At 48.8% G+C, this 26,682-nt stretch carries 18 protein-coding genes; 11 read left to right on the top strand and 7 right to left on the bottom strand.

The window, feature by feature from the left end:
• Window positions 1-13: 13 nt before the first annotated feature.
• Together HRI97_RS11515 and HRI97_RS11510 are read right to left on the bottom strand one after the other, a co-directional pair.
• Window positions 14-1,930, bottom strand: a complete 1,917-nt coding sequence (locus HRI97_RS11515; protein ID WP_253725585.1) for a leucine-rich repeat domain-containing protein — start codon at window positions 1,928-1,930, stop codon at window positions 14-16.
• 673 nt (window positions 1,931-2,603) lie between these two features.
• On the bottom strand, window positions 2,604-3,509 hold the full coding sequence (locus HRI97_RS11510) for an Rpn family recombination-promoting nuclease/putative transposase (RefSeq protein WP_253725584.1): 906 nt from the start codon (window positions 3,507-3,509) through the stop codon (window positions 2,604-2,606).
• Window positions 3,510-3,974: 465 nt separating this feature from the next.
• Between HRI97_RS11510 and HRI97_RS11505 the strand changes: the two genes are divergently transcribed.
• Window positions 3,975-4,181 carry a hypothetical protein gene (locus HRI97_RS11505; protein WP_253725582.1) on the top strand — a complete coding sequence of 69 codons (207 nt, stop codon included), beginning with the start codon at window positions 3,975-3,977 and terminating at the stop codon, window positions 4,179-4,181.
• A 237-nt stretch (window positions 4,182-4,418) separates the two neighbouring features.
• Here the strand turns inward: HRI97_RS11505 and HRI97_RS11500 are convergent, their stop codons facing one another.
• From HRI97_RS11500 to HRI97_RS11490, 3 genes are read right to left on the bottom strand one after another with little or no spacing between them, the layout of a single operon-like run.
• Window positions 4,419-6,155, bottom strand: a complete 1,737-nt coding sequence (locus HRI97_RS11500) for an AMP-dependent synthetase/ligase (protein ID WP_253725580.1) — start codon at window positions 6,153-6,155, stop codon at window positions 4,419-4,421.
• 59 nt (window positions 6,156-6,214) lie between these two features.
• Window positions 6,215-6,427 (bottom strand): BrnA antitoxin family protein, encoded by a 213-nt coding sequence (locus HRI97_RS11495; protein WP_253725578.1) that lies wholly within the window; start codon window positions 6,425-6,427, stop codon window positions 6,215-6,217.
• On the bottom strand, window positions 6,424-6,714 hold the full coding sequence (locus HRI97_RS11490; RefSeq protein ID WP_253725577.1) for a BrnT family toxin: 291 nt from the start codon (window positions 6,712-6,714) through the stop codon (window positions 6,424-6,426). The genes HRI97_RS11495 and HRI97_RS11490 overlap by 4 nt, the downstream gene beginning before the upstream one ends.
• A gap of 116 nt (window positions 6,715-6,830) precedes the next feature.
• Between HRI97_RS11490 and HRI97_RS11485 the strand changes: the two genes are divergently transcribed.
• Window positions 6,831-8,084: a C40 family peptidase gene (locus HRI97_RS11485; protein WP_253725576.1), complete on the top strand. Its 1,254-nt coding sequence runs from the start codon at window positions 6,831-6,833 to the stop codon at window positions 8,082-8,084.
• Between the two features lie 76 nt (window positions 8,085-8,160).
• A complete protein-coding gene (locus tag HRI97_RS11480; RefSeq protein ID WP_253725575.1) occupies window positions 8,161-9,384 on the top strand; it encodes a chloride channel protein in 1,224 nt (407 codons plus the stop codon).
• A 191-nt stretch (window positions 9,385-9,575) separates the two neighbouring features.
• On the opposite strand, the gene HRI97_RS11475 is transcribed toward HRI97_RS11480, so the two are convergent.
• Together HRI97_RS11475 and ettA are read right to left on the bottom strand one after the other, a co-directional pair.
• Window positions 9,576-10,385 carry a hypothetical protein gene (locus HRI97_RS11475; protein ID WP_253725574.1) on the bottom strand — a complete coding sequence of 270 codons (810 nt, stop codon included), beginning with the start codon at window positions 10,383-10,385 and terminating at the stop codon, window positions 9,576-9,578.
• A gap of 188 nt (window positions 10,386-10,573) precedes the next feature.
• On the bottom strand, window positions 10,574-12,334 hold the full coding sequence (ettA, locus tag HRI97_RS11470) for an energy-dependent translational throttle protein EttA (RefSeq protein ID WP_253725573.1): 1,761 nt from the start codon (window positions 12,332-12,334) through the stop codon (window positions 10,574-10,576).
• Window positions 12,335-12,996: 662 nt separating this feature from the next.
• Between ettA and HRI97_RS11465 the strand changes: the two genes are divergently transcribed.
• From HRI97_RS11465 to HRI97_RS11430, 8 genes are read left to right on the top strand one after another with little or no spacing between them, the layout of a single operon-like run.
• On the top strand, window positions 12,997-14,355 hold the full coding sequence (locus tag HRI97_RS11465) for a tetratricopeptide repeat protein (protein WP_253725571.1): 1,359 nt from the start codon (window positions 12,997-12,999) through the stop codon (window positions 14,353-14,355).
• A gap of 6 nt (window positions 14,356-14,361) precedes the next feature.
• Window positions 14,362-14,997, top strand: coding sequence for a tetratricopeptide repeat protein (locus HRI97_RS11460; RefSeq protein ID WP_253725570.1), 636 nt, complete (start codon window positions 14,362-14,364; stop codon window positions 14,995-14,997).
• The gene (locus HRI97_RS11455) at window positions 14,994-16,415 is read left to right on the top strand and encodes an Ig-like domain-containing domain (RefSeq protein WP_253725568.1); all 1,422 of its coding nucleotides are present in this window, start codon (window positions 14,994-14,996) and stop codon (window positions 16,413-16,415) included. The genes HRI97_RS11460 and HRI97_RS11455 overlap by 4 nt, the downstream gene beginning before the upstream one ends.
• A complete protein-coding gene (locus HRI97_RS11450) occupies window positions 16,391-17,896 on the top strand; it encodes an Ig-like domain-containing domain (protein ID WP_253725566.1) in 1,506 nt (501 codons plus the stop codon). Before HRI97_RS11455 ends, HRI97_RS11450 begins: the two co-directional genes overlap by 25 nt.
• A gap of 12 nt (window positions 17,897-17,908) precedes the next feature.
• Window positions 17,909-19,288 (top strand): TolC family protein, encoded by a 1,380-nt coding sequence (locus HRI97_RS11445; RefSeq protein WP_253725564.1) that lies wholly within the window; start codon window positions 17,909-17,911, stop codon window positions 19,286-19,288.
• Window positions 19,279-20,625: an efflux RND transporter periplasmic adaptor subunit gene (locus HRI97_RS11440; RefSeq protein ID WP_253725562.1), complete on the top strand. Its 1,347-nt coding sequence runs from the start codon at window positions 19,279-19,281 to the stop codon at window positions 20,623-20,625. Before HRI97_RS11445 ends, HRI97_RS11440 begins: the two co-directional genes overlap by 10 nt.
• Window positions 20,622-23,666 carry an efflux RND transporter permease subunit gene (locus HRI97_RS11435; protein ID WP_253725561.1) on the top strand — a complete coding sequence of 1,015 codons (3,045 nt, stop codon included), beginning with the start codon at window positions 20,622-20,624 and terminating at the stop codon, window positions 23,664-23,666. The genes HRI97_RS11440 and HRI97_RS11435 overlap by 4 nt, the downstream gene beginning before the upstream one ends.
• Entirely contained in the window at window positions 23,663-26,593 is a 2,931-nt protein-coding gene (locus tag HRI97_RS11430; protein WP_253725560.1) for an efflux RND transporter permease subunit, read from the top strand. The genes HRI97_RS11435 and HRI97_RS11430 overlap by 4 nt, the downstream gene beginning before the upstream one ends.
• Window positions 26,594-26,682 lie beyond the last annotated feature (89 nt).

The following is a 26,682-nucleotide window of genomic DNA, read 5'->3' as shown; positions in this document are numbered from 1 at the left end:
TAGGACGGCACCGTCAATACTCCACAATCGTGCCGAAGTCTTTCCAGCCTTCTGCGGCTTGGTAGAGTGCTTTGGAGCCGGCGGGGACGCGGAGCGTTGCGGAATCGATGGGAGTATTTTTAAACGCGTTGCCGTCAATGACCGGCGGATGTACCGCTTTGCACGTTACCGCCTTCAGTTTAGGATCGTACACAAGGACATCCCCCCTCATTTCGGTAAGCGTTGAGGGGAGCTCGACCGACGTCAATTCAGGACAATAGGAAAGAAATAAGTCCCAAAGCTGCGTTATGTTTTCCGGCACAACCATTGAGCTAACCTTTATAAACCCCAGCGAACGCCAGCCGATAGATTTCAGCGAAGACGGCAGGTTAAGCACAACAAGGTTTTCGCAGTTCCAAACCGCCTTATCTCCAATAGTTTTTAAGCCGTCAGGCAGTGTAAGGGATGTCAGTGCGGCAACTTGGGAAAAAGAGCCCTCTCCCAGTTCTGTTACGCTTGCAGGAACGGTGTAAAAAACATCCGGTTTACCCGGCAGATAGCCTAACAGTACGGTTTTATCTTTGTTAAAGATAACGCCGTTTTCGGCCAAAAGGTAGGTGTTATCGGATGCGACCGTTACGCTTTGCAGCGTAGTTCCCCAAAGGTTGGGGCGCTCTATGCCCGTTACCGTATAGGTTATGCCGCCGTGGGTAACTTCCTTAGGTATGGTAAGCGATGGTACCGTATACGGCTCGTAGATATAATGAGCTGTCTCTGCGGTTACGCTCACCTCTCGGGCGGTTTTGTCCGTTATGCGGTAGCGCATGCCGCCTTCTTCAAAGTAGTCTTCGTCCGGTTTTACGGTGATGAGACCTGAAAAAGCGGTTTGCCCGCTTACTTTGTCGGTTATCTTTATGCGCGTTGAGCCTGCTTGTTTGCACTGTACCCGGATTTTACCCTGACTGTTCAGGTTGTGTAGGATGAGATATAGGATGTTCGGCGTTTCCGCTTCCGCCGTGTAGCTGCCCGATCCTGATGTTATGAACCGGTGTTCAAAACTATTTCCTGCCGTTTTGGTAAATGCCGTTGTATTTACCGTGAGCGCAGGTCCGGTATAGGTACTTTTAAACTTTACTTTGATATTTGCCGCTGCCGTTACGGTGTGGTTGTAGGTTGTGTTTGTTCCCGCTGCGGCGATGGGCGTTCCGTTGTTCGTCCATTGTTCCACTTTACAGCTCGAACCGGCAGGCGTTGCCTTAAAGACGACGGTTTTGCCGTGTTCCACCATATCGCCCGAACTGATTTCGCTGCCGTCAACTTTTGCCGTGAGCGTGCCGCCCGTGCCGTCTACGCCGAAATCGATTTTACACAGTACCTGCTTAAAGGTAACCGTTACGGTAACGGCTTCGGTGATTTTAAGCGTTGCGCTCGTGCTTCCGTCTGTGCCGCCTGCTGAAAATGAGCCCGCCGAAACCGTCCACTTATCAACCGCATAGCCTGCATCCGGTTCTGCCCTAAAGATAAGTTCGGTACCTTCGGGCACTTGGTGATGGCCGAACGGGATTACCGGCACAGTATCTACACTGCCGTGCTCCGGCTCGGTAAGCGTTACCGTGTGCAGGGCAGGAAGCGGCTCACCGTTCGTTTTGAAGAATACCTCAACCTTTGCCGCCCGGGTAACTTTGAGCGTGTAGGTAAGCGCTGTGCCGTTTACCGCCGTGCCGTCAAGCTCCCACTTTTCAAGATCGTAGCCTTGAAGCGGCGTTGCCGTAAAAGTGAGCACGGTGTTTTCGGCTGCCATGCCGTCTTCGCTCAGTGCGGGTGTTACTTTTACATTGCCGCCGACGGTGCGGTCAAGCTCTACTTTGTACTTTGTTACCGGCGGTGTTTCGCCTCCCGAATCGCTGCCGTTGGAACAGCCTGTAAAAACGAGCGCTGCGGCAAAAAGCAAAGCGCCCGCTGTAATCGGTACTTTTTTTAAAAGGGCTTTATCGAGTACCCCCCCCCCCTATACAGATGTACAGGGTTCGATTTTACTTTGTTCATCATAAACCTCCCATAAAGACTTTTGCAGGATGCACGTCTTCCGATGTCGAACACTTCCGCTATCCTATGATTATTATAACATATTCCGCTGATTTTCACAACTTTTATTAATCGAGGACACAGGGCTTACGCATGAGAATCTATATTCCTCAAAAAATAACCATTACCGTAAAAAATCGGCTGCACTCCCGGCAGCAGCCCTGCCGTTCGCCGCGGCAGACCGTGATTGGAATCGGACTGCGCGAACTTTTTTACCAAAAAGTTCGCTTGCCATCGGTCTGAGCGGCTCGGCGGCATTGCCGCTGCCTCGCGTTCCGCCTTTTTTATTTTATATTATGTCTCTTTTCTGTGTATACATTTTTCATGCGTAATCCCTGTCGAGGACACGTGATATTTTTGTTTTATTAATTATTGGAACCTCTAAAACTGCAGTTTTTAGAGCTAACTCTGAAAATGTGAAGCGTTTTCAGAGCGGTTGCACCGGAAATGTATACACGGAAAAAATCATGTAAATGAAAAGAGGTAAAACGAGAGGCGGTCGAAGATGTGACGAATTGCTGCCGCGCGAGCAGCTCGGTTTACAGCTGTTTGATTTCTTTTTCGGTAAGGCCGGTCGCTTGGGCAATCTTTTGTATGGGATCGCCTAGCTGTTTTAAGATTTGAGCCGTTTCAAGCGCTTTTTGATGTGAGCCGGCGGAAATGCCTTCCTGTTTTCCCTGTGCGATACCAAGCGAAAAACCTTTCGCTTCGCCTTCTTGTAATGCTTCCTCCCGCTGCACGGCAATGTCCACGTCGTAATCGTATTCAGCTATGAGCATATTCATCACCTCCCGACTTTTTCTTTGTAAATACTCCCGCAGGATGTCGTTTTGTATGCACTCTTTGATCGCGTTTCGAAAGCCGTTTTCGCTGTCGAGCTTTGTGTGTCTTCTCACGGCATCTACGAACAGCGTGTACTCCTTCAGCGGTTTACACGTATGTAAGATTTCATTACCCTTATTATAATTGATATTCGTCACGCTGACAACGAGTTCGAGGCTCGGTTTTTCGGGCGCCGCTATAAAAGCGTCGGACAGACGGAGGGTCGTGCTTTCCGGGTAATCTTCTTCGCCGTTGTAGAATACGTAGAACTCCGGCGTAGGAATCTTCTTCAGGCGTCTCAGATAGCGGTCGCGCGGGTTTTGAATGCGCTCATAAAGGCGTGCGGCGTACTGCAAAAAGCGGAGCGGCATGTTGGCGTTGATTGTGGATTGGTGTTCGATCAATACGATGATTTTCCTGTCGACGAGACAGGCGACGTCGTTGCGGAACGCCATATACATCACCTGTTCGAGACGGAGCGGTTCGAGTTCCGCCGATGATGCGTCAAGTTCTGTTCCATGCAATGCGTTGTAGAGCGAAAGAAAGTTTGCTTTCGCATTTTTATCTTCGCCGAAAAAATCGACAAAGACCGAATCTTTATACCGACGATTGTGTGTTGCCATAATACCTCTCAAAAAACTTTTGCAGGAAGTTGCAACTTCCGAAAAAGTTTTTTCTGTGCGCGCGCCTCGCAACGAGCGCGTAAGCGCGAAGTTTCAAGCGGCGCACACGTTCAATAGTCGAGTTTGCAACGCAAACACGAGATAAGAACGCTGCGATTTCGAGCAAGGCGCAGAAATCGCGAGTGTCTCCCATAAAAGAAAAACGCTTCGGCGTTTTTCGGCTCCGGACTTTAGCGGAGGCGCTATTTCAGCCGATGCTTTTTATCGACCTCCCTACTTATATATCGCGGAGATGTTGCGATTTCGGAGTTTTTTGAAGCGATTTTGGAGAAGGAGCTGCGGAACCGCCGTTCGTGGCAGTTACGTGTATTTTTCATAAAAAACCGCGGAATTTACAGTTTTACAGGTGATATATATTGCAGAGACTTTCCTGCCGGCTCTATCTCAACAATCGAAGGTATCCCCATGGAATATATTCCTAAACCCGTCGAAGAACTCACCTTTACCGACGACTTTATGTTCGGTACGGTCATGAAGATGAGGTATAAACTTACGCCCGGCCGGAGCGGTGCCGCAGGCAGCCACCGGAGCGAGCGCAAGCGAGCGAGGAGGCCGAGCGTGAGTGAGCCGCGGAGGGCGGGATCGCAGATACGTGTCGTCCGAAAAAATTAATAATTAATTTTATATCGCATTAAAGCCGGTTTCGGATCGCGTCGATAAATTCCCACGAGTTGAGCACGCGCTCGGGAACAGGATTTGCGATGCGCACAGTTGTGTCAAGTAGTTTGCTTTACTTGTATGCGCTTTTATGCGAGGAAGTGTACTGTTTTTATCGGTGCGCTTCTCTATCATCACTAATACAGTATAGCATATTTCATCGCTTTCCACAACTTTTCGAATTATTAATTATTATTTTTTGTAATTCCGTTTTACTTTGAGCGTCGTCGTCATTTCCAGCGGTTTGTCGAGAATCGTTATCTTCGTGATCCGCGCATAAGGCTGCAGCGTGTGATTTACCGCATCGACGTCGGCTTGGATCAGATGCCGTATATCGTCATTCGAAAAAGAATCGCCTCGTTCTATGCCGAGTTTTTTGAACGCTTCGTCGCTCGGATAAATCAGCGCTTCTATACTTTCCGATTTCGATTCGTCGTCTTCGACATAACCCTGCGCCGTGATCTGCTGAATATTGTCGTAGAGCTGAAACGCGTCTTCGATCTCTTCGGGATACACGTTTTTTCCGCCCGACGTGACGATGATGTTCTTTGCCCGTCCGCACAGCGAAATATAGCGTTCGTCGTCGATTTTGCCGACATCGCCCGTTTTGAAAAAGCCGTCGTCGGTAAACATTTTCGCCGTTTCTTCCGGCATATTGTAATAGCCTTTCATTACCATCGGGCCTTTCACGGCGATTTCTCCGATACCGTCTTTATCGGGATTGATAATTTTAACTTCTTCGTACGGATAAAAATCTTTGCCGACGCTTTCGATTTTAAAACGTTCGACCGGATTCAGCGCGATGATGGGACTCGTTTCGGTCAAGCCGTACCCTTGAATAAAATTGATGCCCGCGGCGTTGTACGCTTTGAACACGCTCGAAGAAAGCGGTCCGCCTCCGCAGATTGCGACGCGCAGCGTGTAGATGTTCGCCTGTTGGAGTACCGCTTTGAACAGCACTTTTCCGGGATTTTTTCCGGTGAGTTTTTTGACGAGATAGGAAAACCCCATGAGAAAGCGCATAATGCCTGCGACGAGTACGCCTTTTTCGCGTATGCCTTTTTTTATGCCGGCGAGCAGTTTGTTGTATAAAAGCGGCACACCGAGCATAACGGTAATCTTGCCTTCGCGCAGTTCTCGCATGAGGCGGGAGACGGCCATATTTTTTCCGAATACGATTTCGGCTCCCGTCGACAGCGGATTGATAAACGCCGCCTGCATCGTGTACGCGTGATGAATCGGAAGGAGCGCGTAAAACACGTCTCCGTTGTAGTGCCTGAAATTCAGCTGTGCGATATAGCAGTCGCTTATTAAATTTTCGTGCGTGAGCATGACGCCTTTGGGCGTACCCGTCGTTCCCGACGTAAATAAAATCGCCGCGACATCGCCGCTTTCGGCTTCCCTGTTCGGTTCGATTTTGCCGTCGGCTTTTAAATTACAAACATAGGTTTCCGGGTACTTCGGACTCAGCGACATGACTTTCAAAGAGGCGGCATTGCGTGCGAAGTATTCGTATTTTTCTTCGTCGACGAAGATGATTTTCGGATCCGATACGCGCAAAAGATTGTCGACTTCGTTGTCGCGCAGCGCGTAATCGATCGGGACGACGATACCGCCGGCAAAAAGGATCGCCAAATATGCGATCGCCCACTCGGGCGAATTCTTTCCGGTTACGGCAACCCGATCTCCTTTTTTAATGCCGTTCGCCGTGAGCCATACCGCAAGCGATTCTATATTTTTCAGCGCTTGCGCGTAACTGAAAGACCGTTTTGAAGCGTTCGGGCCGTCGAAATCGGTAAAGCACGGACTGTCCGGAAACCGCTCTGCGGAAATCCGGAACACTTGCGGAAAAGTCGGCCATTCGCCGTCGAAAACTTTGCCTCGGTATGAATCGAGAAACGACCAGGGAAGATTGTTTGTGTTTGTCATATTATACTATTTTATCACACAATTGCGAAATCGGGGGGATAAATTTATGCAACGAACATTTACTTGCTGAACGTCAATTCAAGACGCCGCTTTTCTTTTACACAATCCAAAAGATAATAATTAATGATGTTTTGATATGATATTCCCGTTCTTTTCGCCATATCTTTAAAATAATCGATTACACTGTCATCCAACCTGATCGTGATTTGTTTTTTTAATGTATCTGCATAAGGGTTTTTTATCCCTTTCGAAAAATCATAATGGCTTCTCATATTCGTCCTCCATATTCTTTTGATTCTTTTAAATTCGCTTTTCGGGCAGAAATAATTCTAATTCTATCGTTTTCTTTATAACAGTGACATACCAACAACATATGCAATTCTGTGCTTAAACCGAGTATGATGAAGCGGTCTTCAGCCTGGTTTGAATGATCGGGATCTGCAATCAATATGGCATTTTCATCATAAAATACCGTTTTCGCTTCGTCGAATGTTACTTTATGTTTTGCATAATTTAAATCCGATTTAAGCGGATCCCATTCAAACAGTATTTCATCCATAATTATATTATAATTATACTTCGATGAATCTGTCAACAAAAAATTTGCGATTCGATCATGTTGTCGCATTATAAAAAATCGCTGAAAAAATTCCCTTTTTCGCCTATAATAGAAGTATGGGAATAGTACGAAGCCGTCTGTATTTCGGCATAGTTTTGTTTGCACTTTGCGCGGCGGTATCCGCCGAATCGAAAACGAAAGCGGCGCAGGCGAAGCGCGAAGCGCTTATTGCGGAAGCAAAAAAATATATCGGCTCGCCCTATGCTGCAGGCGGGGTAGGACCGGAATCCTTCGATTGTTCCGGCTTTATCTATTTTATCGCGCGTAAATCGGCGAAGGTGCAGCTTCCCCGCAGTTCACATGCCATATATCGATTTGTCGAGCATATTTCGGACGATGAAATCGAAGCGGGCGATTTGCTCTTTTTTTCCGCATCGTCGTCGGGGCGCATGACGCATGTCGGTTTGTATATCGGAGAGGGTAAAATGATCCACGCGGCGAGCGACGGTCCGAAAACGGGAGTTATCGTTTCGTCTCTCGATGAGCATTATTGGAAAACGTATTATGTCGGCGCGGGGCGATTTGTTCCTTCGGCAAAAAGCGCGGCGGGCGGAAAGACTTCGAACGGTTCCGATAAGCAAAAAACCGGCGCACCTTCTTCCGGTGAAAATTCCGAAAAAAAAACAAACGGCACGACGGCTGACGCGGAAACGGCGGCTTCCGGTAAAAGCGATAAAGAATCGGGCGAAAAAACGGTTGCCGACAGCGGTGAATCGGGCGGGGATGAGTCGTCCGAGTTCATACGTACAGATACGGTAAAAGTCGACGCCGATCCGAAAAAGACCGGATCCGATTCCGGTAAATGTATCGATAATTTTATCTGCAGTTTTTCTATGGCGATAGATTGGTCGTTTTTCGAACCTGAGCGTTTTTTCGCGAATTTTCGAGGCATCGATTCCGGTGCCGACATAACGTTTTCAAAATGGAAGTTCCGTCCGGGAATCGGAACGATGATCAAAGGATATAACGGAGGTGCCGTTTTGGTTCCGCTCGTGTTTATTTTGGAGCTGAACGACAATATTCGCGCTTATGCCGGCCCTGCCGTTACGCTCGGCGCTCCGACGTTTTTCGGCGAACGTACGGCTTCTCCCGCTTTTTCGGGAACTTTCGGTGTATCGTTTTGTACGCCGCCCCATGCCGTAGGCTCTGTCGGTATTCGTTTTATGCAGGATATCTCTTATACGATTTTTAAAAAAAGCGACGGATCGATGTTTTCTTTTGCGAGTGCGTTTTGTGCGGGCTTTGCACTTGTGACGGGCATACGCATAAGTCTTCCGATGCGCGCCTTTGCCGGCGAGCGCGGCACATGATGCGTTTTCAAAATAATTTTTCAATTTTTTTCAAAGCGATAGACGCGGAATTGTGAAATAATTATAATTGTAAGTTATGCGCACGTTTCATATATGGCGGTATCGAATTTTATCCGTGCTCAAAATAGGCGCGCTGTCCTGCGCGGTCGGCGTGTGTTCCGGTGCCGTGTGCGCGGTATTCGGACGAGGCTTATTGTTAATTAATAATTTTCGAGACGCGCATCAGATGATTTTAATTCCGCTTTTACCGCTGCTCGGGCTTTGCATCGTGTTCGTATACGACAAGTGGGGCGGCGGCGCCGAAGAGGGTATGAATCTCGTGTTCGCCGCAGAGTTCGACGACGGACGCACGATTCCGTTCCGCATGGTGCCGCTTGCCGTCGGTGCGACGTGGCTCGGACACGTCGGAGGGGCGAGTGTAGGGCGGGAAGGAGTTGCCTGCCAAATCGGAGCGGTGATCGGATATACCGTCGGAAAGCTCGTAAAAAACAAACGCCTCGCGCAGACGTTTATCATTGCAGGGATGGCCGGCGGTTTTGCGGGTTTGTTCCGTACGCCCGTCGCCGCGGTGTGCTTTGCGCTCGAAGTGATGATCACGGGTCGCCTTTTTTATTATGCGCTCGTGCCGACGATTATCGCAGCGGGAAGCGCGTCGGCCGTTTCGGGGCTCTTCGGCGTTACTCACGAATATTCGCCGCTTCCCGATATGGGCGAAGCGGCTTTTACGCTGCCCTTTGTCGCAAAGCTCACAGTGCTCGCCCTGCTCTTTTGCGCGGTCGGTCAGCTTTTTGCATGGCTTTTAAAATACTGCCATGAGCGTTTTCAAGTTCGGCTACCGAATAAATACAAGCGGGTTTTTATCGTCGGCGCGGTTTTGAGCGCGCTGCTCCTTGTCGTTCATAAGGGAAGATACGCGGGATTGAGTTTTCCGATAACCGATGCGGTTTTTGAGGGCGGAGCCGTGTTTGCCTACGATTGGATTTTAAAATTGCTGTTTACCGTTGTCTGCCTTTCGGCAGGTTTTCAAGGCGGAGAGCTTACGCCGCTTTTTATCATCGGTTCGGCTTTCGGCTATGTCGCTGCCCCGCTTTTCGGCTTGCCCCCGCTTTTGGGTGCGGCGCTCGGTCACGGTGCGGTGTTCGGCAGCGCGACGAATACGCTCCTTGCGCCGATCGCGATTACGGGAGCGGTTTTCGGTTTTCAATATACGCCGCTCTTCGCGTTCGTGTGTGCGATAGCGTTTTACTGCAACGGAAATCACAGCATCTACCGCTTGCAGCGTGCGGCAACCCGCTGGTAGTTTTTCCGCCGGTTTCCGCGTGCCGTGCAGCAGGTTTGACCTGCCGCGTGTTTCGCTCTCCGTGATTTTTCCTGTCCGTATTAAAAAATACTTTCGAAGCTTGTTCGGCTGAAAAAAATCGGGGCTGTCCGTTTTCGGACAGCCCTCGTTGATTTACAAAAAAGTATCGATTTCGGAATTTGCCGAAGCGATTATTCTTCTTCCGCAAAGAGCGCGCCGACCGTAACTTTATCGTTAGACACTTTCCATTTTGCGGTCAGACTGTTTGCGGGATTTGCATTTGTCGGGTAGATGACACCGTACGATGCGATTTTTCCGATGACGCAGCCCTTCGTTTTTGTCTGTACTTTTTCGACATCGACTTTATTTTTGAAACCGTCATAACTGTGCGCACCTGCGGCTTTTGTGATTTTTACTTCCTTGTTGCCGACTTTTACGGTAATATCTCCGTTCGTATCGGATACGACGGAGATTTTTACGGTAAGTATATCTTTTGCGATATCATAGGTATAACTGTTCGCATCGAGTGGCTGCCAGCTTCTTTCCGTCCATGTAGCATCTTCTGTTCCGAGGTTGGGGATTGTGCTTGATGTCAGCTCGGATTCTTGAAAATCCGTAAAATGGCTTACGTAGTATTGTTTTACTCCGCCCGATACCCGAACGGCGGCGACAAAGGCCGACATCTTTTTTGGGTCGTCTTTGTCGGTGTGGATCCCGAACATAAACCCGGCTGCCGCCGCGGACGAAGAGCCCTTTTTGCTTCCCGTAAGCGTTATGTCGCAGTCCGCAGCATACACGTTTTCACTCTTCCCGAACTGCTTATAAAAGCGCGTATACGTTTGGCTGTCGATCGCACCTTTTTTTTCGGTTGCAGACTGTTCGCGCTTTCCTTTGCTTTCGACATCGTCGGCGTTTCCGAGAAGGCCTTTGCATCCGACGAACAGCGTCATCGCTGCAGCAAAGACTGCGGCTGCGGCAATAATTCTTTTGGTAAGTTTCATCTGTACTCCTTTTGCAGCCATCGCTGCAAAATATGTGGTTGTTATACGGACGCTTTGCCGCGTCCGACCGGTGACGAAATAAAAACTTTGCTCTCGCCGTCAGCAGTATAGAAGTTTTTTGTTAAAAATGTCAACGGGAGGATCGGACGTTACAATGCCCCGCACTCAAGCGCTCTTCGCCGCCCGCGCTATCGCGTGAGCTTTCTGTACACGACTCTGCGCGGTACTTCGACATCGTCTCCGAATTGGGCTTTCCGCCACGCCGCGTACTCCGACCAGTTGCCTTCGAAAAAGCGTACTTGACTGTTGTTTTCAAAGGCGAGTATATGCGTACAGATCCTGTCCAAAAACCAGCGGTCGTGGCTGACGACGAGCGCACATCCGGCAAAGTCTTCGAGGGCTTCTTCAAGCGCGCGCACCGTCTGCACATCCAAGTCGTTCGTCGGTTCGTCGAGCATTAAAACATTACCCGCTTCTTTGAGCATCATGCCGAGATTCAGCCGATTTTTTTCGCCGCCGGAAAGTACGCCGATCTTTTTATTCTGTTCCGCGCCGGAAAAATTGAACCACGAACAGTAGGCATGCGCGTTCACTTCGCGAACCCCGCCTTCAAGCGCCCTGCCTTTTTCATCGACCGCTCCCAGCTTGATGATATCCTGTCCGCCGGAAAGCAGTTCGTACACCGTTTTGTCGGGATCGAGCTTCGAGCGGAGCTGATCGACGTAAACCAATTTTACCGTCGAGCCGATTTTGATTTCACCGGAATCCGGTTTTTCTCCGCCCTCTTTACCGTCGAGCCGTTCGGCAGTTTGACCGGCCGCATCCGCGATCAATTTGAAAAGCGTCGTCTTTCCCGCGCCGTTCGGTCCTACGATGCCCACGATCGCGCCCGCCGGAATATGAAACGAAAGATTTTCGAACAGGAGTTTGTCGCCGTACGATTTTGTTAAATTTTCCGCATCGATGACCGCCCCTCCGAGCCTGGGACCTGCGGGTATCGAAATCTGCGTGTCTTTGAGCGCGGTTTTGCCGCTTTGCGAAAGCAGTTCGTTGTAGCGCGTAATGTGTTCTTTGTGTTTTGCCTGCCTGCCCTTCGCACCCATGTGGATCCACTCGAGTTCGCGCTGCATCGCTTTGCGCCGTTCGCTTTCACCCTTTTCTTCCAGCGCAAGACGCGCTTCTTTTTGCTCAAGCCAGCTCGAATAATTGCCTTTAAACGGATAGCCTTCGCCGCGATCGAGTTCCAAAATCCAACCGGCCACGTCGTCGAGAAAATAACGGTCGTGCGTGATCGCGATAACCGTACCCTCGTAATCGTTCAAATGCTTTTCAAGCCACGCGACCGTTTCCGCGTCCAAGTGGTTCGTCGGTTCGTCGAGCAAAAGGATATCGGGCTTTTGCAAAAGCAGCCGGCACAGCGCAACGCGCCTGCGCTCGCCGCCGGAAAGCACGTCGACGATCTGATCTCCCGGCGGACAACGCAGCGCTTCCATCGCGAGTTCCAAATTCGCATCGAGATTCCACGCATCGAGCGCGTCGAGTTTTTCCTGCAGCTCTGCCTGCCGCGCGCCGAGTTTGTCGAAATCCGCGTCGGGATCTCCGAACGCTTCGTTTACTTTATCGAATTCCGCAAGGAGATCGGTAATCTCTTTGACACCTTCGCCGACGATCTCTCTGACCGTTTTCCCCGCTTCGAGTTCCGGCTCCTGTTCGAGATAGCCGATCGAATAGCCCGGCGCGAGATGCGTTTCGCCCGTAAACTCCGTATCTCGTCCCGCAAGTATTTTAAAGAGACTCGATTTACCCGATCCGTTCGGCCCGATGACGCCGATCTTTGCACCGTAATAATACGAAATACCGATGTTTTTCAAAACGACTTTTGTGCCGTACGCGCGGCTCACATCGTCCATCGTGTAGATGATTTTTTTATTGTCAACCGTCTTTGCCATGCGCACATCATATCTGAAAAAATCGAATACTGCAAGTTTTCGATTGCGTTTTCCGATTATTAAAATTTAATAATATCGATTGACAAATTATTAATATATTTCGCCGCCTGCATTTTTTGTATCGTCTGTTCGGGTGTTTATTAATTTTCAGGGCGTGCCCCTCGCGTTTCTCGGGTCGGGCTTTGCGGGGTTCCGCGCTCGCGCGCTCCATTCCTCCGCTCGCTCATCGCTCGCTCCGGAACTTTCGCCCCTCCAATCCCTCACGCTCCGTTCCCTTACACCTTATATTTCTATAAAAAAAACGCTTTTAAATCCGCGTAAAAAATGCATTTGCACACGATATATAGGCGGAATGTCGAGTTTCGAAAGTATTTCTAAATAAAGCTGTGCTTTCGGCGAGGACCCGTCCGCTTAGCCGGGGTCGAGCTTTTTAGGCAGGCTTCCGCAGGCCTAACGCTCGAAACGGCACGCAGCCGGAACCTCGCCTCCGCTCATTTTTATTCATTTTCGAAACTCACCGCTCATTGGACTGTAAGTAAGGTTGGAAAATTTCGAGTTTTCTAAAACTCGAAATTCAGGCTATATAGGCGGGCTGCAAAGTGCCGTGCGGAAGAGCGCGTGATACATGCGTTTCCGCGCGGTATGCGGCTTTGAGGTGCAGTATGAAAAAATCGACGCTTTTCCTTGCGCTGTTTGCATTGTTCGCATGCGGCTGTGCGGAAAAAAAATCCGGCGAATATGCGGCGCTTAAAAATTCCGGCTTAACGGGAGAAGCGCTGTATGAAAAACTTATCGCCTTTGACGAGGAGCATCCCGTCTCTTTCGACTCGAAGCTCGACTTGGCTTCATATTATTTTATTTCGGGAAATCGCGTCGATGCATGGAAATACGCATTGAAAGCCGAAGGTTTGCTCGTATCCGTAAAAAGCGTGGTACCGCAAAAACGGGCGCTACTTTTCGCCCTTCTTTCGGCTTTGTATGCGGCCGATGAAGATGCCGATAAAGCTCGGGCGTATGCGAAAAAAGCTTACGAAGTGCCGAACTCCGGCGCGGAATACGGATATCTCTATGCGAAAATGCAGCTTTTGCACGGCGCCGAAAGCGAAGCGCTCGCTTTGTTCGATAAAACGTACTCGCGTTATCCCGATCGCATTGCACCCGATGAACTGCGTTCGTATATGTATTTGCTTGCCGATGCCGGCGAGTTTCAAAAATGCGCCGAACTGCTCGAACCTTATTTTGAAACCGGCGGTTTTTTCCCGGGGTTGGGTCTTTTCGCATCGACCGTATATGAAAAAATCGGCGATACCGAAAAAGCGGTGCTGTGCGCCTTCCTCGATTACGAATACGCAGCGAACGGAAATACCTCCGCCGATGCGTTTTCGGCAAATCTGCAATCGGTTGAATCGCTGCTTCCGTCAGGCGGCGCTTCCGAAGCGCTTGAAAGCATCAAAGCTTTGTTCGATATGCGGCTCGAAGCGAAAGCGCCTTCTTCGCCGTTTTTCATTTCCGACTACGTTTATTGTAAAGCGAAACTGCTGCGAAAAGATTTTTCCCCCGCCGATTTTTCGGCGCTTTTGCAGCTTGAAAAATATTTTTCGCGCTTTCCTTCGTACTATTGGACGGTGTGGGAAGCTGTCCGTGCGCTCGAGCCTGAAAACCCGAACGATTGGCTTCGTGTACTCGAAAAGACGATCGCGCTTACGCCATCGTCTTCTTACGCGACGCTTGCAAGAGAGGCGCTGGCATCTTGTATCGGCATCGAGACAAAAAACGCGGCCGCTTTGCTCATGCCTCAGGAAGTAAAAGCCGCGCTTGAGGCTTTTGCGTCGACGGCGGACGAGGGCAGGCTTTTTCCTCTGTACGCTTTATTGGATCTCCCCGACTGTTCATATGTCTATGCCGGCGTGCAGATGGTAAAGACGGCGGCTTCCGAACCGATCGTTCGCGCCGCGCTCGTAAAAAAGTTCGACCGGTCGTCGGGGCGGTTAAAAGACCGGCTCGCATTTATTTTATCGTGAGGCGCTATGAAGCGAAAACTTGCATTCCTTTTGACATGTACGGTTTTTTTCTTTTTTTCGTGCAGAGATTCGCGAGGGGCGGAAGCGCTGTACGCACGCGCGACGGATGCGTACATACGCGAAGATTTTTCGAATGCCCTTGCGCTTTCGGATGAAGCTTTGCGCGCCGACGGAAATTGTTTTCAGGCAAAACTGCTCAAAGCGAAAGTATTGATTTTTACGGAAAAAATCGATGATGCGGAAAAGATTTTGCGCAGCCTGTGCAAACGGTATCCCGAATTTACCGAAGCGCGGCTGTGGTATGTGCGCACTTTGATTATGAGCGAACGCTGCGATAAAGCCGAAGCCTTTCTTGAAAGGGAACTCTCGCTCAATCAAACGGACTGGCGTTTTTATTATCAATACGCGCTTTTGGCGCAAAAACAAAATGCGCTTGATAAACGTCTTGCGATATGCAGAAAGGCGGAGCAGGCTCTTTGCGATTCGGAAAAGCTGTATATCGAAACGGCGGATATATGGCTTATGCTCGGCATCCGCGCGAATGCGCTTGCCGCACTCGATAAAGCGCTTGCCGTTTCATCCGAACCGTCCGCGGTCGCGGAAATAATAGATTTTATTAAAAAAGGAGACGACATACGATGAAACCAAGGGTTTTCGGTGCAATGCTGCCTCTGCTTCTTTTTTCATGCGCTTTGATTTCATTCGACGAATACGGCGTTTCGTGCAGCCGAAATCCCGCGGCGCGGTACTTTGAAGGCGAGCGTATCGATTTTTCATTCAACTGCGATGTCGTTCATTATTATGCGGAACAGGCCGTAACGATAAAATCGGGGAACCATCGCTATGATGCCGAATATGTGTGGGACGGACGTTCTTTGTCCGTAAAACCTGAGGCCGGATGGATTCGGGGAAAGCCGTATCTTGTGAGCATCGACGGTCTCATGCACACGGAAAACGATGCGTCGTTTCAAGCGTATGCGGTATGCGCGTTTATATACGGAAACGAAGCTGATCGCTTTTTTGCACTTTCACTTCCCGAACGTCGGTACGATACCGATCTGCAAACAAAACTCGTATTTTCATTTAATAAAAAAATAGAAGAATCGCAGTTTGAAAAAGCCTTTTCCCTTTCACCCGCTGCCGAATATACGACGGCTTTGTCTGATGACGGAAAAACGGTTGTCGTTTCGCCCTCTCCGAACTGGAAGATGAATACGACTTATGCGTGGACGGTAAAACGGCTTTTTTCGTCGGACGGTTTCGAAATGCAGGAGACGCTTTCGAATACGTTTTCGACGAAAGAAGATCCGGAAAATCCCGCACTCGCCGCTTTATGTCCCGTAACGGATATGTCGCCCGATGCTCCGTGGCTTACCGATATTCCTCTCGATAAAAACATTTCGGAAAAACAGGCGATCGGTTTTGTGTTTTCAAAGCCGATGGATTTCGATTCGGTAAAAGACGCCGTTTCGATTTCTCCTCCGATATCGGGTTATATGATCCGCTGCGGTGATTCTTCCGAACGTTTTTTATTCGTACCGGAAGAGCATTATAAAAGCGGCGTCGAATATACGCTTTCGATTTCCGCTTCGGCTCAAGACAAAAACGGCATGCCGCTTTTTGAAAAATATATTCATTGTTTTTATGCCGCTGACGTGCACTTTTCTGTCATCGGTCTTTTGCTGGATGCCGATGCGGTTTCCGATTTTTCCGGCGGCTGTATCGAACACGTGTTTTATAAAAATGCCGACGGCGACGGGGAGTTGACCGCGCATATTCTTTTTTCGCACGCGCTTGCCGACGATTTTTTGACGGCAGCTGCGAATGCGGTAACGGCTTCGCTCCTCTTTCCGTTTACTTCGTCAAGTCCCGTCAAAACCGCTGTGTTTTGGAACGAAGACAGAACGCGGCTTACGGTAACGTGGACGCGCTTTACGGTAAGCACGAGCGATGTATTGTCGTACTATCGATTGAAAATCGCAGGCGGGCCGTCGGGTATAACCGACGGACGCGGCGGCTATATGGAGAAGGATATATGCATAAATCTTTTGGCAAAATAAGAATTGCGGAATTAATAATTTTTTCGGCTATGCTTACGGGCTGCGCTTCGCTTTTGCTTCCCGAAATGCGGGTCGAATCCTGCACGTGGGACAAAGAATCCGTTTCGATCGTATTTTCTCTTGAACCCGATATGACATCGATCGTAAAAGCGTTTTCGCTGACGGAAGACGAACAGCCTTCTTCGGGGATTTTTTCACGTTCGGGAAAAGAAGTGCGCTTTTTTCCGGTCGGCGGCATTAAAACAAATTACGATTATGTGCTTACCGTTTCGTCTTCCGCCGAAAGCGAAAAAGGCTATTCGCTCGGCGCCGATTATTGCAGAACTTTTTCGACCCGTACCGATAGTGTACGTCCCGAAATAATTTCCTTTGCGCCGTCAAACGGCAGTTTCGTTGCCGACGTTCCCGATATAACGATTTCGTTTTCCGAACCCGTCGCTCGGGAATCTTTCGAAGCCGCCGTTTCCGTGAGTCCGCCGTTTTCGTATGCAAAGATTTTTTTTGACGGTGACAGAAGCGTTCGTCTTGTGCCGACTGAAAAACCGAAAGCGAATACGCTGTATAAAATTACGGTTTCGGAAAGCCTTGAAGATTGCGCGCGCAATGCTCTTGCAAAAGAATTTCATACGTCGTTTTATTACCGACACGATTCCGATTTGCCGCTTTGCACTTTTTCGCTCAAAAATAAAAAAGGTTTTCAAACGGAAGTCCTTTCCGGCGGCGTATATTCTTCCGTTCCGAAAGACTGCATTATCGGTATGGATTTTTCGAAAGAGATGAATATCGATTCGCTCTCTTCTTATGTTTCGATCATACCGACCGCATCGTATTCGATAAAAACAAATGCGCTTGATAAAACGCATGCCGAGCTTGTCTTCGATGCTCCCGCTTGGGGAAAGACGTATACGTTCCGCATGCGGAAAGGCGTGCAAGCCGTATCGGGTAATAAAACCGAAAGCGATACAAATTTCGATATATGTTTCAATGCGGAAGGGGACAAGCCGGTCGAATTTGTTAAAGGATTTTTGCAAACCGGAGTTTGGAGTGCGGGTAATCTTTCCGAGGGTGTGCATTATAAAACGATAAACGGCGAATCGAATTTTTCGGCGCTGCTTTTCGATCCCGTTTTCTTTCCGGTTTCGTCGGACACGGCTTGTACGCTGTATCTCGTGTTTTCCGTTTCGCGGGAATCCGCCGGTATCGATATGCTTTCGATGTTCGATTCTCTTTCGATTGCGGCGACGAACGGCTGTTGTTCGGCGGTGATAAAAACATTCGCCGTTCTCTCCCCCGATGACTGCGCTCAATTTCCGGTAAATGAACTTATCGCCCTTACGGACGGTATGAGCATCGTAAAAGCGGGACTCGAAATTAGAAACGGCAGCAAAGCCGGCATAGTTACGATAACGCTCGGAGACGGTATAAAAGATTCGCTCGGAAATACGATGAGGGCGAAACGGGTTTTTACGTTTACGAAGTGACGGGGAGACGGTATGAAAGACGGATTTAAATCGATTGTTCCGCTTCTCTTTTTTTGTACCGCAGCACCGATGTTTTCCGACACGGTTTTCCGTTCGGCTGAAGAAGCGGCTTTGTACGCCGTATCGCATTCGAAAGAATATCTGCTGAAAAAAGAATATGTCGAAGCGGCGTACAAAGCTGCCTGTCGGGCAGTGCAGGATTTTTTACCGTCGCTGAACATGTCGTGGTCGGAAAACGATGCCGTCAAAATCGGAGGGGCTGATTCGCGCAGCAAATCGATACAGCTTTCCGTTCGGCAGCTTGTTACCGACGGCGGCCGCCGTATCGTTTTATACAATATGAATAAAACCGATGCGTATTATGCGGTAAAGGCCTATGAGCAGGAATTGCAGGCGTTTCAATCGTCCGTCATAGATCAATACGGTGCCTGTCTGCAACAAAATGAAATTATTAAAATTAAAAGCGATTTGGAAAAGAACGCTTCCATGCAGCTCGAAATTATTAAAAAAGAGTATGATCTCGGTCTCGCTCTTGAAAACGATTATTTGGAATATCTTATTTCGTTCAAAACGATTCAAAACGACAAAAAGAAAGCCGAGCGTGAGCTTAGGACACGGATGCGCACGCTGAAATCGCTTATCGGTATGGATATCGATGAGGATCTGCGCATCGAAAATACTTCGACGGAACAAAGCGGACTTTCGTATCTCGAAGGGCATATGGCCGAACTGCGGCGTATGACCGACGAGCGCAATCCCGCCGTAAAAAAAGCTGAAGCTGCGCTGCATTATGCCGAACGCCGCTTGGCGTATGCGAAACTGTTTTTTATTCCCGAAGTGAGCGTCGAGGGCGGCGTTTCATTTTCCGGTACTGCTTATCCGCTGAATAAGCCTTCGTATTCGATAAAACTGTCGGTGAGTTTTTCGAATATGCCGTTTGTGCCGACGACGGCCGGCAACGGATACGGTTTTAATAAAAGCGGACTCGGAGGCATCGATAATTCTCTCTCGGCGGGTTTTGTGCCCGACATCGGTTACTTTATTAAAAATAATATTAATAAAATTTCGGTTAAGCGCGAAGCGGAACAGCTGCGTTTGCAAAAGCATGCGTTGTATGAACGGCTTTTTGAAAAAACAGCCGCCTATGACGACGGTAAAGATTCGATCGCCCGTATTTCGGAATCGATCGCTTTGCGCGAACGGCGTATTGCCGTCAGTGCCGAACAGGTTGAAAAAGGTGAAATGAAGCGAATCGATTACCTTGCCGAGTTGATGGAAATCGCGGAAGAAAAAGTCAAACTTGTCGCCGCGCAAACGGCCGTCCGTGCCGCCGCGCGCGATATAGAGATTATGATATGCGTTCCGTTTGGAGGGTTGGAAAAATGTTTTTAATAAAATACGTATGTTGCGCTTTGTTTATTGCGTTTTGTTTTTCGTGCGCGCCTTCCGGTTTGAAAAATGAAAATACCGATAGTGCGGCGGAAGTGTACGTCGTTCGTGCGGATGAGAGGCCACTCGACGATGAGCTTAAAAGCTTCGGTTCGATTTCATATAAAACGAAAACCGATGTTACGTGTATGGTCGGCGGAACGATCGTGTCGTTTTTTGTAAAAGAAGGCGATGCGGTGAAAAAAGGGCAAAGGCTTGCACAGCTTCGCAACGTTCAGCTTGAACTGCAAAAAGAACAAAACATGAGTGCGCTCGATGCGGCGAATGCAGCTCTCAAACTTGCATATGCGAAGCTTCGTGAAGAAACGCTTGCAGCCGAAAGCCGCCTCCTTGCCGTAGAAAAATCGAAAATGAATATAGTGCAAAAAGAGCTCGAATCGGAATTGTTGAAAAATACGCTTTCGAATAAATCGCGGCTTCACGAACTCGGCGGCGTTACCGACTCTTCGCTCGAACAGTTGAAACTGCAAGTCCGCTCGATGGAAACGGAAATCGCAATTTTGAAAAAAGAACTCGACGCGCTGCTTTTGGGTTTTCGCGATGAAGATTTGATAAAAGAGGGGATTGTTCCTTCTCCCGATTCGGACGTGCGGAAAAAACAGCTTATCGCACTCAATACGAAATCGGGCGGCGCGGAACTTGCATCGGTCGAAGCGCAGGTAAAGACGGCAGGGCAGCAGCTTACATCCGTGCAAAAGCTTATCGACGAGCTTACGATACGCGCTCCGGCGGCGGGTATCGTCGGCGCGCGTTATTACGAAAACGGCGAATATGTAAAAGAAAATGAAAAACTCGCAACGCTTATGGATACGTCGTCCGTTTTTGCGGTGCTGTCAGTACAGGAGCAGGACGCCGTCGGTTTTATGCAGGGTACGCGAGTTTCGCTTTTTTTGCCGTCGCTCGGAAAATCCTATGAGTCCGTCATTGCCGAAATATCGCCGGCGGCGGATCCTCAAAGCGGAAACTTTTCGATTAAAACCGAAATCGATAATAAAAACGGCGCAATCAAACCGGGTATGTTTGTACGATGTGAAATCGAACGTTCGGCTGCAAAAGATATGCCGTGTATACCTGAGAGCGCATTGCTCGTGTCCGATGAAAAAAACGGAAAGATTTTTTCGGTTGTAAACGGCTATGCAGTGCAAAAAAATATTTTAATAAAAGCGCATCGCGACGGTTTTGTGTGGGCCGGCGGCGGTCTTTCCGTCGGAGAAATTATTATCGATAAGCCTTCTCCGTTTTTGCGCGAAGGGCAGGCGGTAACGGTAAAAGAATTATGATAAAAAAGATCGTTTCGTTTTCGGTATATCATCCCGTCTCTGTGTTGATGCTTTTTCTTGCATCGGCATTGTGTTGTTGTATAAGTCTTGTCCTTATTCAGTTCGATTTTATGCCGAAAACGGGAGAACGATTTTTGCTTGTCGCAACCGATTTTACCGGAGTGAACGCGGACGATATGCGATCTCTTGTTACGCTTCCGGTGGAAGATGCTGCGGCTTCGCTCAAAGGGATAAAAAATATTTCATCGGTAACGCGCGACGGACTTTCGCTTGTCATCGTCGAACTGCATTGGAACGTCGATGCCGATCTTGCCCTTACCGAATGCCGCGAAATTATCGATCGGTGCTACGAAGCGCTTCCGAACGGATGTGCGAAACCGACTGCATCCGTTTTCAATCCCGTGCATCGGGAACTTCTTACGCTTGCCGTTTTTCCGAACGACGGTGATTTGGAATACGCCCGTCATATCGTCGATTCGGATATACGTCCGCATCTTCAGCGCGTCAAAGGTGTCGCTTCCGTTTCCGTTACCGGCGGCGTAAAGAGCGAAGTGCAAGTGCGGCTCGACAAAGCGAAACTTGAAGCGCTCCCGTTGTCGCTGCAAACGGCGGCCGATATTTTAGCGCAGTCCAATTTCGAATATCCGTCGGGAAATGCGCGCGACGGAAATAAAGAGCTGCTTTTCAGAACTTCGGGTTTGTTCACATCGCTTGACGATATTGCCGATACGCCTGTCTTTTACGGCGACAGCGGCGTGCTGAAAATAAAAGACATCGGAACGGCGGCATTCGGCACCGAAAAAAAACAGAGCTTTTTTATATACAACGGCAGAGAAGCGTTATGTGTAAAAATCTATAAAAAAGCCGATGCGAGTCCGCTTTCGGTTTCAAAAAAATTAATAAAAGAGATTGCGGAGCTTGAAAAGCTCTACGGCGGAAACTTTACATTGAAAGTCATTTTCGATTTATCGGATGAACTTACGGCGTCGATAAAAAATTTATGCGCGTCTGCCCTTGTCGGTGCGGCCATAAGCGCCCTCGTGCTGTTTTTGTTTTTGCGGTCGCTGCGTATTTCCTTTTTGACGGCAAGCGTTATGCCGTTTTCGATTGTTTTTTCCGTATTCGTTCTTTTTCTGTGCGGCAAAACGATAAACGTATTATCCGTTTCGGGTATTACGATAGGCATCGGTATGGTAATCGATCCCGCCGCGGTCGCTATAGAAAATATATCGGAAAAAATAAAGCGACAGCCGACATCCGATGTTTCGAATGCGATTATTCAAGGAGTTTCCGAAACGGCTCTTTCTTCGTCCGGCTCGGCGGTAACGACTATAGCGGCTTTTTCTCCGTTGTTCTTTTTTCCGGGATTGTTCGGAAAACTCTTTTCCGACATGGCTGCAGCCGTTATCGCTTCCATTGCGTTTTCGTTCGTACTCGCTATGACCTATATTCCCGCGATGACGGCATTTCGGCCGAAGCTTTTAATAAAATTATGCAAACCCGATCATCGTATCGCGTATTTTGAAAAAATATACGGCGGCTGCTTAAAAACCGTATTTGCAAAAAAGCATATTCTTTTCGTTTTGCTTTCCGGCTGTATTTGCGTCGGCATATTGAGCGCCGTGTTCTTAAAAAAAGAACTGCTGCCGAGCATGTCGGGCAATGCAGTTTCGGCGACTGTCCGGTACGGCGCTTCTCCTTCACTTGACGCACTTTTTTCCGATGCCGCAGTTATGCACCGGCTCTTATCCGCGGACGCTTCCGTCGATACGGTGTGCATATCGGGCGGAATCGAAAAAGACGATTACGAATTTCTTGCAGATCCAGGAGCGAAAAAGGAAACGCTCCGTATAACGTGCAGCGGAAAACATCCCGAAAAAATCGCTTCTCTCCTTAATAAAATTTTACGGGAAACCGATATGCCCTATACGATCGAAAGCAGGCGCAATCTGCTTGAAGAGACGATCGCATCCGAGGGCGCGCCGCTTATTATGACGGATTCTTCTCCCGAAGCGCTGAGAGAAAGGGCGCTCGCTTTTTTCGATGAGCGGGATGTAGTGCCTTGCGATATTTTGCCGGAAGCCGTTTTTGTTCCCGATCGAAGCGCATGCGCGAGGTTTTCCGTTTCCGCTTCTCAAACCGCTTCCGCAGCCTATGCTGCGCTTGAAGGAGCGCCGTCAAATGTCTTTTATCGAAACGGGAGAAAAATACCGATCCGCGTATCGTTTACCGCGGGGACATATACCGCAGTTGAAGATCTCATGTATACAAGCGTCGTTTCCGGAAATCTTGCCGTACCTCTTTTTGCGCTCGGTACGATCGAGCGCAGAACGAATGAAAAAACTTTGTTCCGTTGGAACAGAAAAGATGCAAAAAAAATTAATAATGTAAAAGGCGGGAAATTAATCGACAGCTTTACCGCAGAGCAGCAGGGTATTAAAGCCTCCGCACGACTTAACAACCTCGACGCAGAGCGCCGGGATATTAAAGCCTCCGCACGAATAAAATCCGTCGGTCTTATCCCGCTTCGGGATATGAGGATGAAAGAACTTTTCAAAAGTGCTGCAGTACTGCTTGTCATCGTATTTCTTTTGCTTTATTGCATTATGGGCGCACAATTCGAATCGTTTATCGTTCCGCTTCTCATGTTCGCTTCGATACCGCCGGCCTTTGCCGGTGCGTTCTTTTTACTTTTTTTGTGCCGCCGTTCGCTCAATATAAACGGGATAATCGCTCTTGTCGTGCTTTTCGGAACGGCGGTCAACAACGCGATCATTCTATATGAAAGCATCGTCCGGCTGAAAAAAATTACGGAAGACGACGTTATTGCGGCAAGCGTTTCGAAACTGCGTTCGATTTTAATAACGACGCTGACGACGATATGTGCCGTTATTCCGTTTGCGTTCGACCCGTTCCGTAAAAACCAACAATCGTCGATGGCCGTTGCCGTTATCGGAGGGCTTGCGGCATCTTTTGTCGTCGTACTCGCCGTTATGCCGCCGCTTTTCCGTGCGGTTTTACAAAAGAGGAGAAAGCCGTGAACGCCCGCTCGTGGTACAAACGTCCGAAGCTCGCATTTTTCGTGTTCGCGGCCGTAACGGTGTGCCTGATCGCATGCGCGATCCGAATCGAACTCGGCGAATCGAATGACAGGCGCACTACCGTGTTTACCGTCGAATTCGATTATTACGGAATGGACGCCGATAAAATCGAGCAGCTCGTGACGATTCCGCTTGAAGAAAAAATATTGCCGCTTTCGGGGCTTTTGGAACTCGACTCTTCGGCGGAAAACGGCAAATCGGTGACGACGGCGTATTTTAATAAAAATATTTCATCGAAAAATACGTATCTTGCTCTCAGAAACGGAGTCGATACTTTGTATGCATCTCTCCCGCGCGATGTGCAAAAGCCGCGCATATATGCATCGGACATGCATTCCGGCAGTGTTTTGTGCGTTGCATTTGAAAAAAAAGACGAGCGTACGAGAGAAGCGATCGAATCGGCATTGAAGAAAAAAATCGAAAGCGTGCGCGGTGTTTCCGAAGTGATTATAAGCGGCGGAGCGCAGAACGAAGTACTCGTGTCATTCGATCCGGAAAAAGCGTCGGCTTCGCTGCAAAATCCGTCCGATTTTTCGGCGGTCGTCCGCGACGGCAATACGGTGAGCCCCTCGTGCACGATACAAAGCGCGAGAAAAAACGAATCGATCGTATTCGACACGAAGCTGAAAAGTCTCGACGAACTCCGCTCTCTTCCGATAAGGGCGGGTAGGGGGTATTCGAATTTCGGTTATCTCGCGGATGTACGAATGCGCCCGCGGGAGCCTGACGGGATCGTGCGAATTGACGGGAGAGAATGTATTGCGTTGAATGTAAAATGCGCATCGGACGGAAACGCCGTCGCGCTTTCTTCGGCTTGCAGAAAAATTCTTTCGACGGCCGACTTGCATGATATCGATTATACGATTTTATACGACAGCGGACGCGAACAGCTCGAACTTATCAAATCGGTTGCATGTGCATTTTTGCAGAGCTTTATCTGCGTCGCTCTTATTGTTCCGTTCTTTTATAAATCGATTTCGATCGGATTCTTTGTTTTATTATTATTAATTACCGACAGCGTATGGACGATCGGTATACTGCAGCTTTCTGGTTTTACGCTGAACTGTCATACGATTGCAGGTATATCGATCGCGCTCGGTCTTATCTCCGATCCGGCTCTTATTATCAGCGAGCTTGCCGAAACGAGTTCGACAAAAGACGAGTTTTTACACAAAGTCCGAAAAACGTACGCGCCGCTTGCCGCTGCCGGATGCACGACGCTGCTTGCCGTCGTTCCGCTTTTCTTTTTCGATGCCGTTGTGCCGGGTACGAAAAATATTGCGGCGGCAATGTGCATAATGATTTCGCTTTCGGTAATTATAACGGAAGTTTTCCTTCCGTGCTGCATTTACGGAAAAAATCGATTTTTTCCGGAACTTATACCGTACCGCAAAATCGAATCGGTCTATGTGCGAGCTTCGTATTACGCTGCACTAAAAAGCGTTTCACACCGTCGTGCGGTATGTATAGCATATATATGCTGTATTGCGATTCCTCCGTTTTTATTTTTGGCGAGCGGAAAAAATCTTTCGTCGGAAGAGCGGGGTGCTATCGTATTTGCATCGGTCGATTACGAGCCGGAACTCGGAGCGGCGTATATAGATGAAAGCATAAAACGGATCGTACCGTATTTAAAAGAACATACGGACGTTTCGTTCATCCGCACGGAAGCGAAGAGGGGTTCGGCGGATATCGAAATCGGATGCAAACGTTCTGCAGATACGGCTCGCATCCGCGAATATGCGGCCTCCTGTTCACGCTTTATTCCCGACGGATTTTTCCATGTGCCCGGAGGAAAAAAAGCGCCGCGTAAAAAATTTGCGCGTTTGAAAATTGCAGCCGTCGGAGACGAATCCGAGATGTGCCGAGCGTATGCCGAAAAAGCCGCCGCCGCACTTGCGCCGTTAAAGCAAGTCGATTCGGTTGTACTCAATTTTAAAAAAGCGGAAAAAGAATACGTCTTCGTTCCCGATAAAACGTTTCTTATTAAAAACGGATTGACGGTCGAATCGGTTGCGTCGAATCTGCGCTGGCTTATGTTCGGTCCCGTTGCGGATAAGTGGCTTCAAGACGGCAGAGAATACGATATCCGCATTGCGGGGAAGAATTTGCAAAAGGCTTCTCTCGCACAAATCGAAAATATTCACTTGCCGATTTCGTCGGGCAGCGTCAAATTCGCTTCCCTCGGTTCGATAAAATCGATTGATAAAATTAATAAAATCTACAGAAAAGACGGAAGACGGTGTGCCTATTTTACGGCGGAACTGAGCGGCGTGAGTACCGGCACGGCCGCATCTCTCGTGTCCGAAAGGCTGGCGGTTTTGCCGCTCGAAAAAGGGTATCGCTTTTCGTTCGAGAGAGACGTCGCCGAATTGAATAGGGATTACGGGACGACGGCAGGGGTACTTGCGCTTTGTGTTGCGGGGATTTTCATATTGCTTACGGCGCTGAACGAGCGGTTTAAATTGTCGGCACTCATCGTTTCGATTATTCCCGTTTCTCTCGTGCTGCCTCTTGCAATCTGTTTTATGTCCGGAGTACCGCTTGAACTCGGCGATATTACGGGGATGGTCGTCCTGTCCGGCCTTGCCGTAAATAACGCGATTTACATAACCGAATCGAAAAAAAAACGGATCGTGTTTTGCGTACGGAAAAAAGCGCGCAGCATTTTGGTTACTTCTCTTACGACGATCGTCGGCGCCGTCCCGCTGTATCTGTTCGGAGGAGATTCCTTTTCGCGCTGTCTCGCGTTTTTTATTATTTTCGGAATTATCGATTCGACGCTCGTATCGTTTGTATTGTTTCCGGGCTGCGTTGCACGGATTTTTGATAATTTTATAGGGGGTACGATCCAAAGCGCCGTCTGAAATATCGCCGTCGCTTTGGATCTCGAGTTTGCGTGGATGTTTGCAGAAAGACGTGTATACGTACCGTTTCGATAAGAATCGTATGAGTA

The organism is Treponema socranskii subsp. buccale, from assembly GCF_024181585.1.
Classification (GTDB): Bacteria; Spirochaetota; Spirochaetia; order Treponematales; family Treponemataceae; genus Treponema_D; species Treponema_D buccale.
This window is presented reverse-complemented; position numbering and strand designations above follow the sequence as displayed.

Coding starts and splice junctions, on each gene's coding strand:
- HRI97_RS11500 (WP_253725580.1), bottom strand. CDS start 6,155: ATGACAAACACAAACAATCTTCCCTGGTCGTTTCTCGATTCATACCGA.
- HRI97_RS11475 (WP_253725574.1), bottom strand. CDS start 10,385: ATGAAACTTACCAAAAGAATTATTGCCGCAGCCGCAGTCTTTGCTGCA.
- HRI97_RS11495 (WP_253725578.1), bottom strand. CDS start 6,427: ATGAGAAGCCATTATGATTTTTCGAAAGGGATAAAAAACCCTTATGCA.
- HRI97_RS11450 (WP_253725566.1), top strand. CDS start 16,391: ATGCATAAATCTTTTGGCAAAATAAGAATTGCGGAATTAATAATTTTT.
- HRI97_RS11465 (WP_253725571.1), top strand. CDS start 12,997: ATGAAAAAATCGACGCTTTTCCTTGCGCTGTTTGCATTGTTCGCATGC.
- HRI97_RS11485 (WP_253725576.1), top strand. CDS start 6,831: ATGGGAATAGTACGAAGCCGTCTGTATTTCGGCATAGTTTTGTTTGCA.
- HRI97_RS11490 (WP_253725577.1), bottom strand. CDS start 6,714: ATGGATGAAATACTGTTTGAATGGGATCCGCTTAAATCGGATTTAAAT.
- HRI97_RS11510 (WP_253725584.1), bottom strand. CDS start 3,509: ATGGCAACACACAATCGTCGGTATAAAGATTCGGTCTTTGTCGATTTT.
- HRI97_RS11505 (WP_253725582.1), top strand. CDS start 3,975: ATGGAATATATTCCTAAACCCGTCGAAGAACTCACCTTTACCGACGAC.
- HRI97_RS11460 (WP_253725570.1), top strand. CDS start 14,362: ATGAAGCGAAAACTTGCATTCCTTTTGACATGTACGGTTTTTTTCTTT.
- ettA (WP_253725573.1), bottom strand. CDS start 12,334: ATGGCAAAGACGGTTGACAATAAAAAAATCATCTACACGATGGACGAT.
- HRI97_RS11455 (WP_253725568.1), top strand. CDS start 14,994: ATGAAACCAAGGGTTTTCGGTGCAATGCTGCCTCTGCTTCTTTTTTCA.
- HRI97_RS11480 (WP_253725575.1), top strand. CDS start 8,161: ATGCGCACGTTTCATATATGGCGGTATCGAATTTTATCCGTGCTCAAA.
- HRI97_RS11440 (WP_253725562.1), top strand. CDS start 19,279: ATGTTTTTAATAAAATACGTATGTTGCGCTTTGTTTATTGCGTTTTGT.
- HRI97_RS11445 (WP_253725564.1), top strand. CDS start 17,909: ATGAAAGACGGATTTAAATCGATTGTTCCGCTTCTCTTTTTTTGTACC.
- HRI97_RS11435 (WP_253725561.1), top strand. CDS start 20,622: ATGATAAAAAAGATCGTTTCGTTTTCGGTATATCATCCCGTCTCTGTG.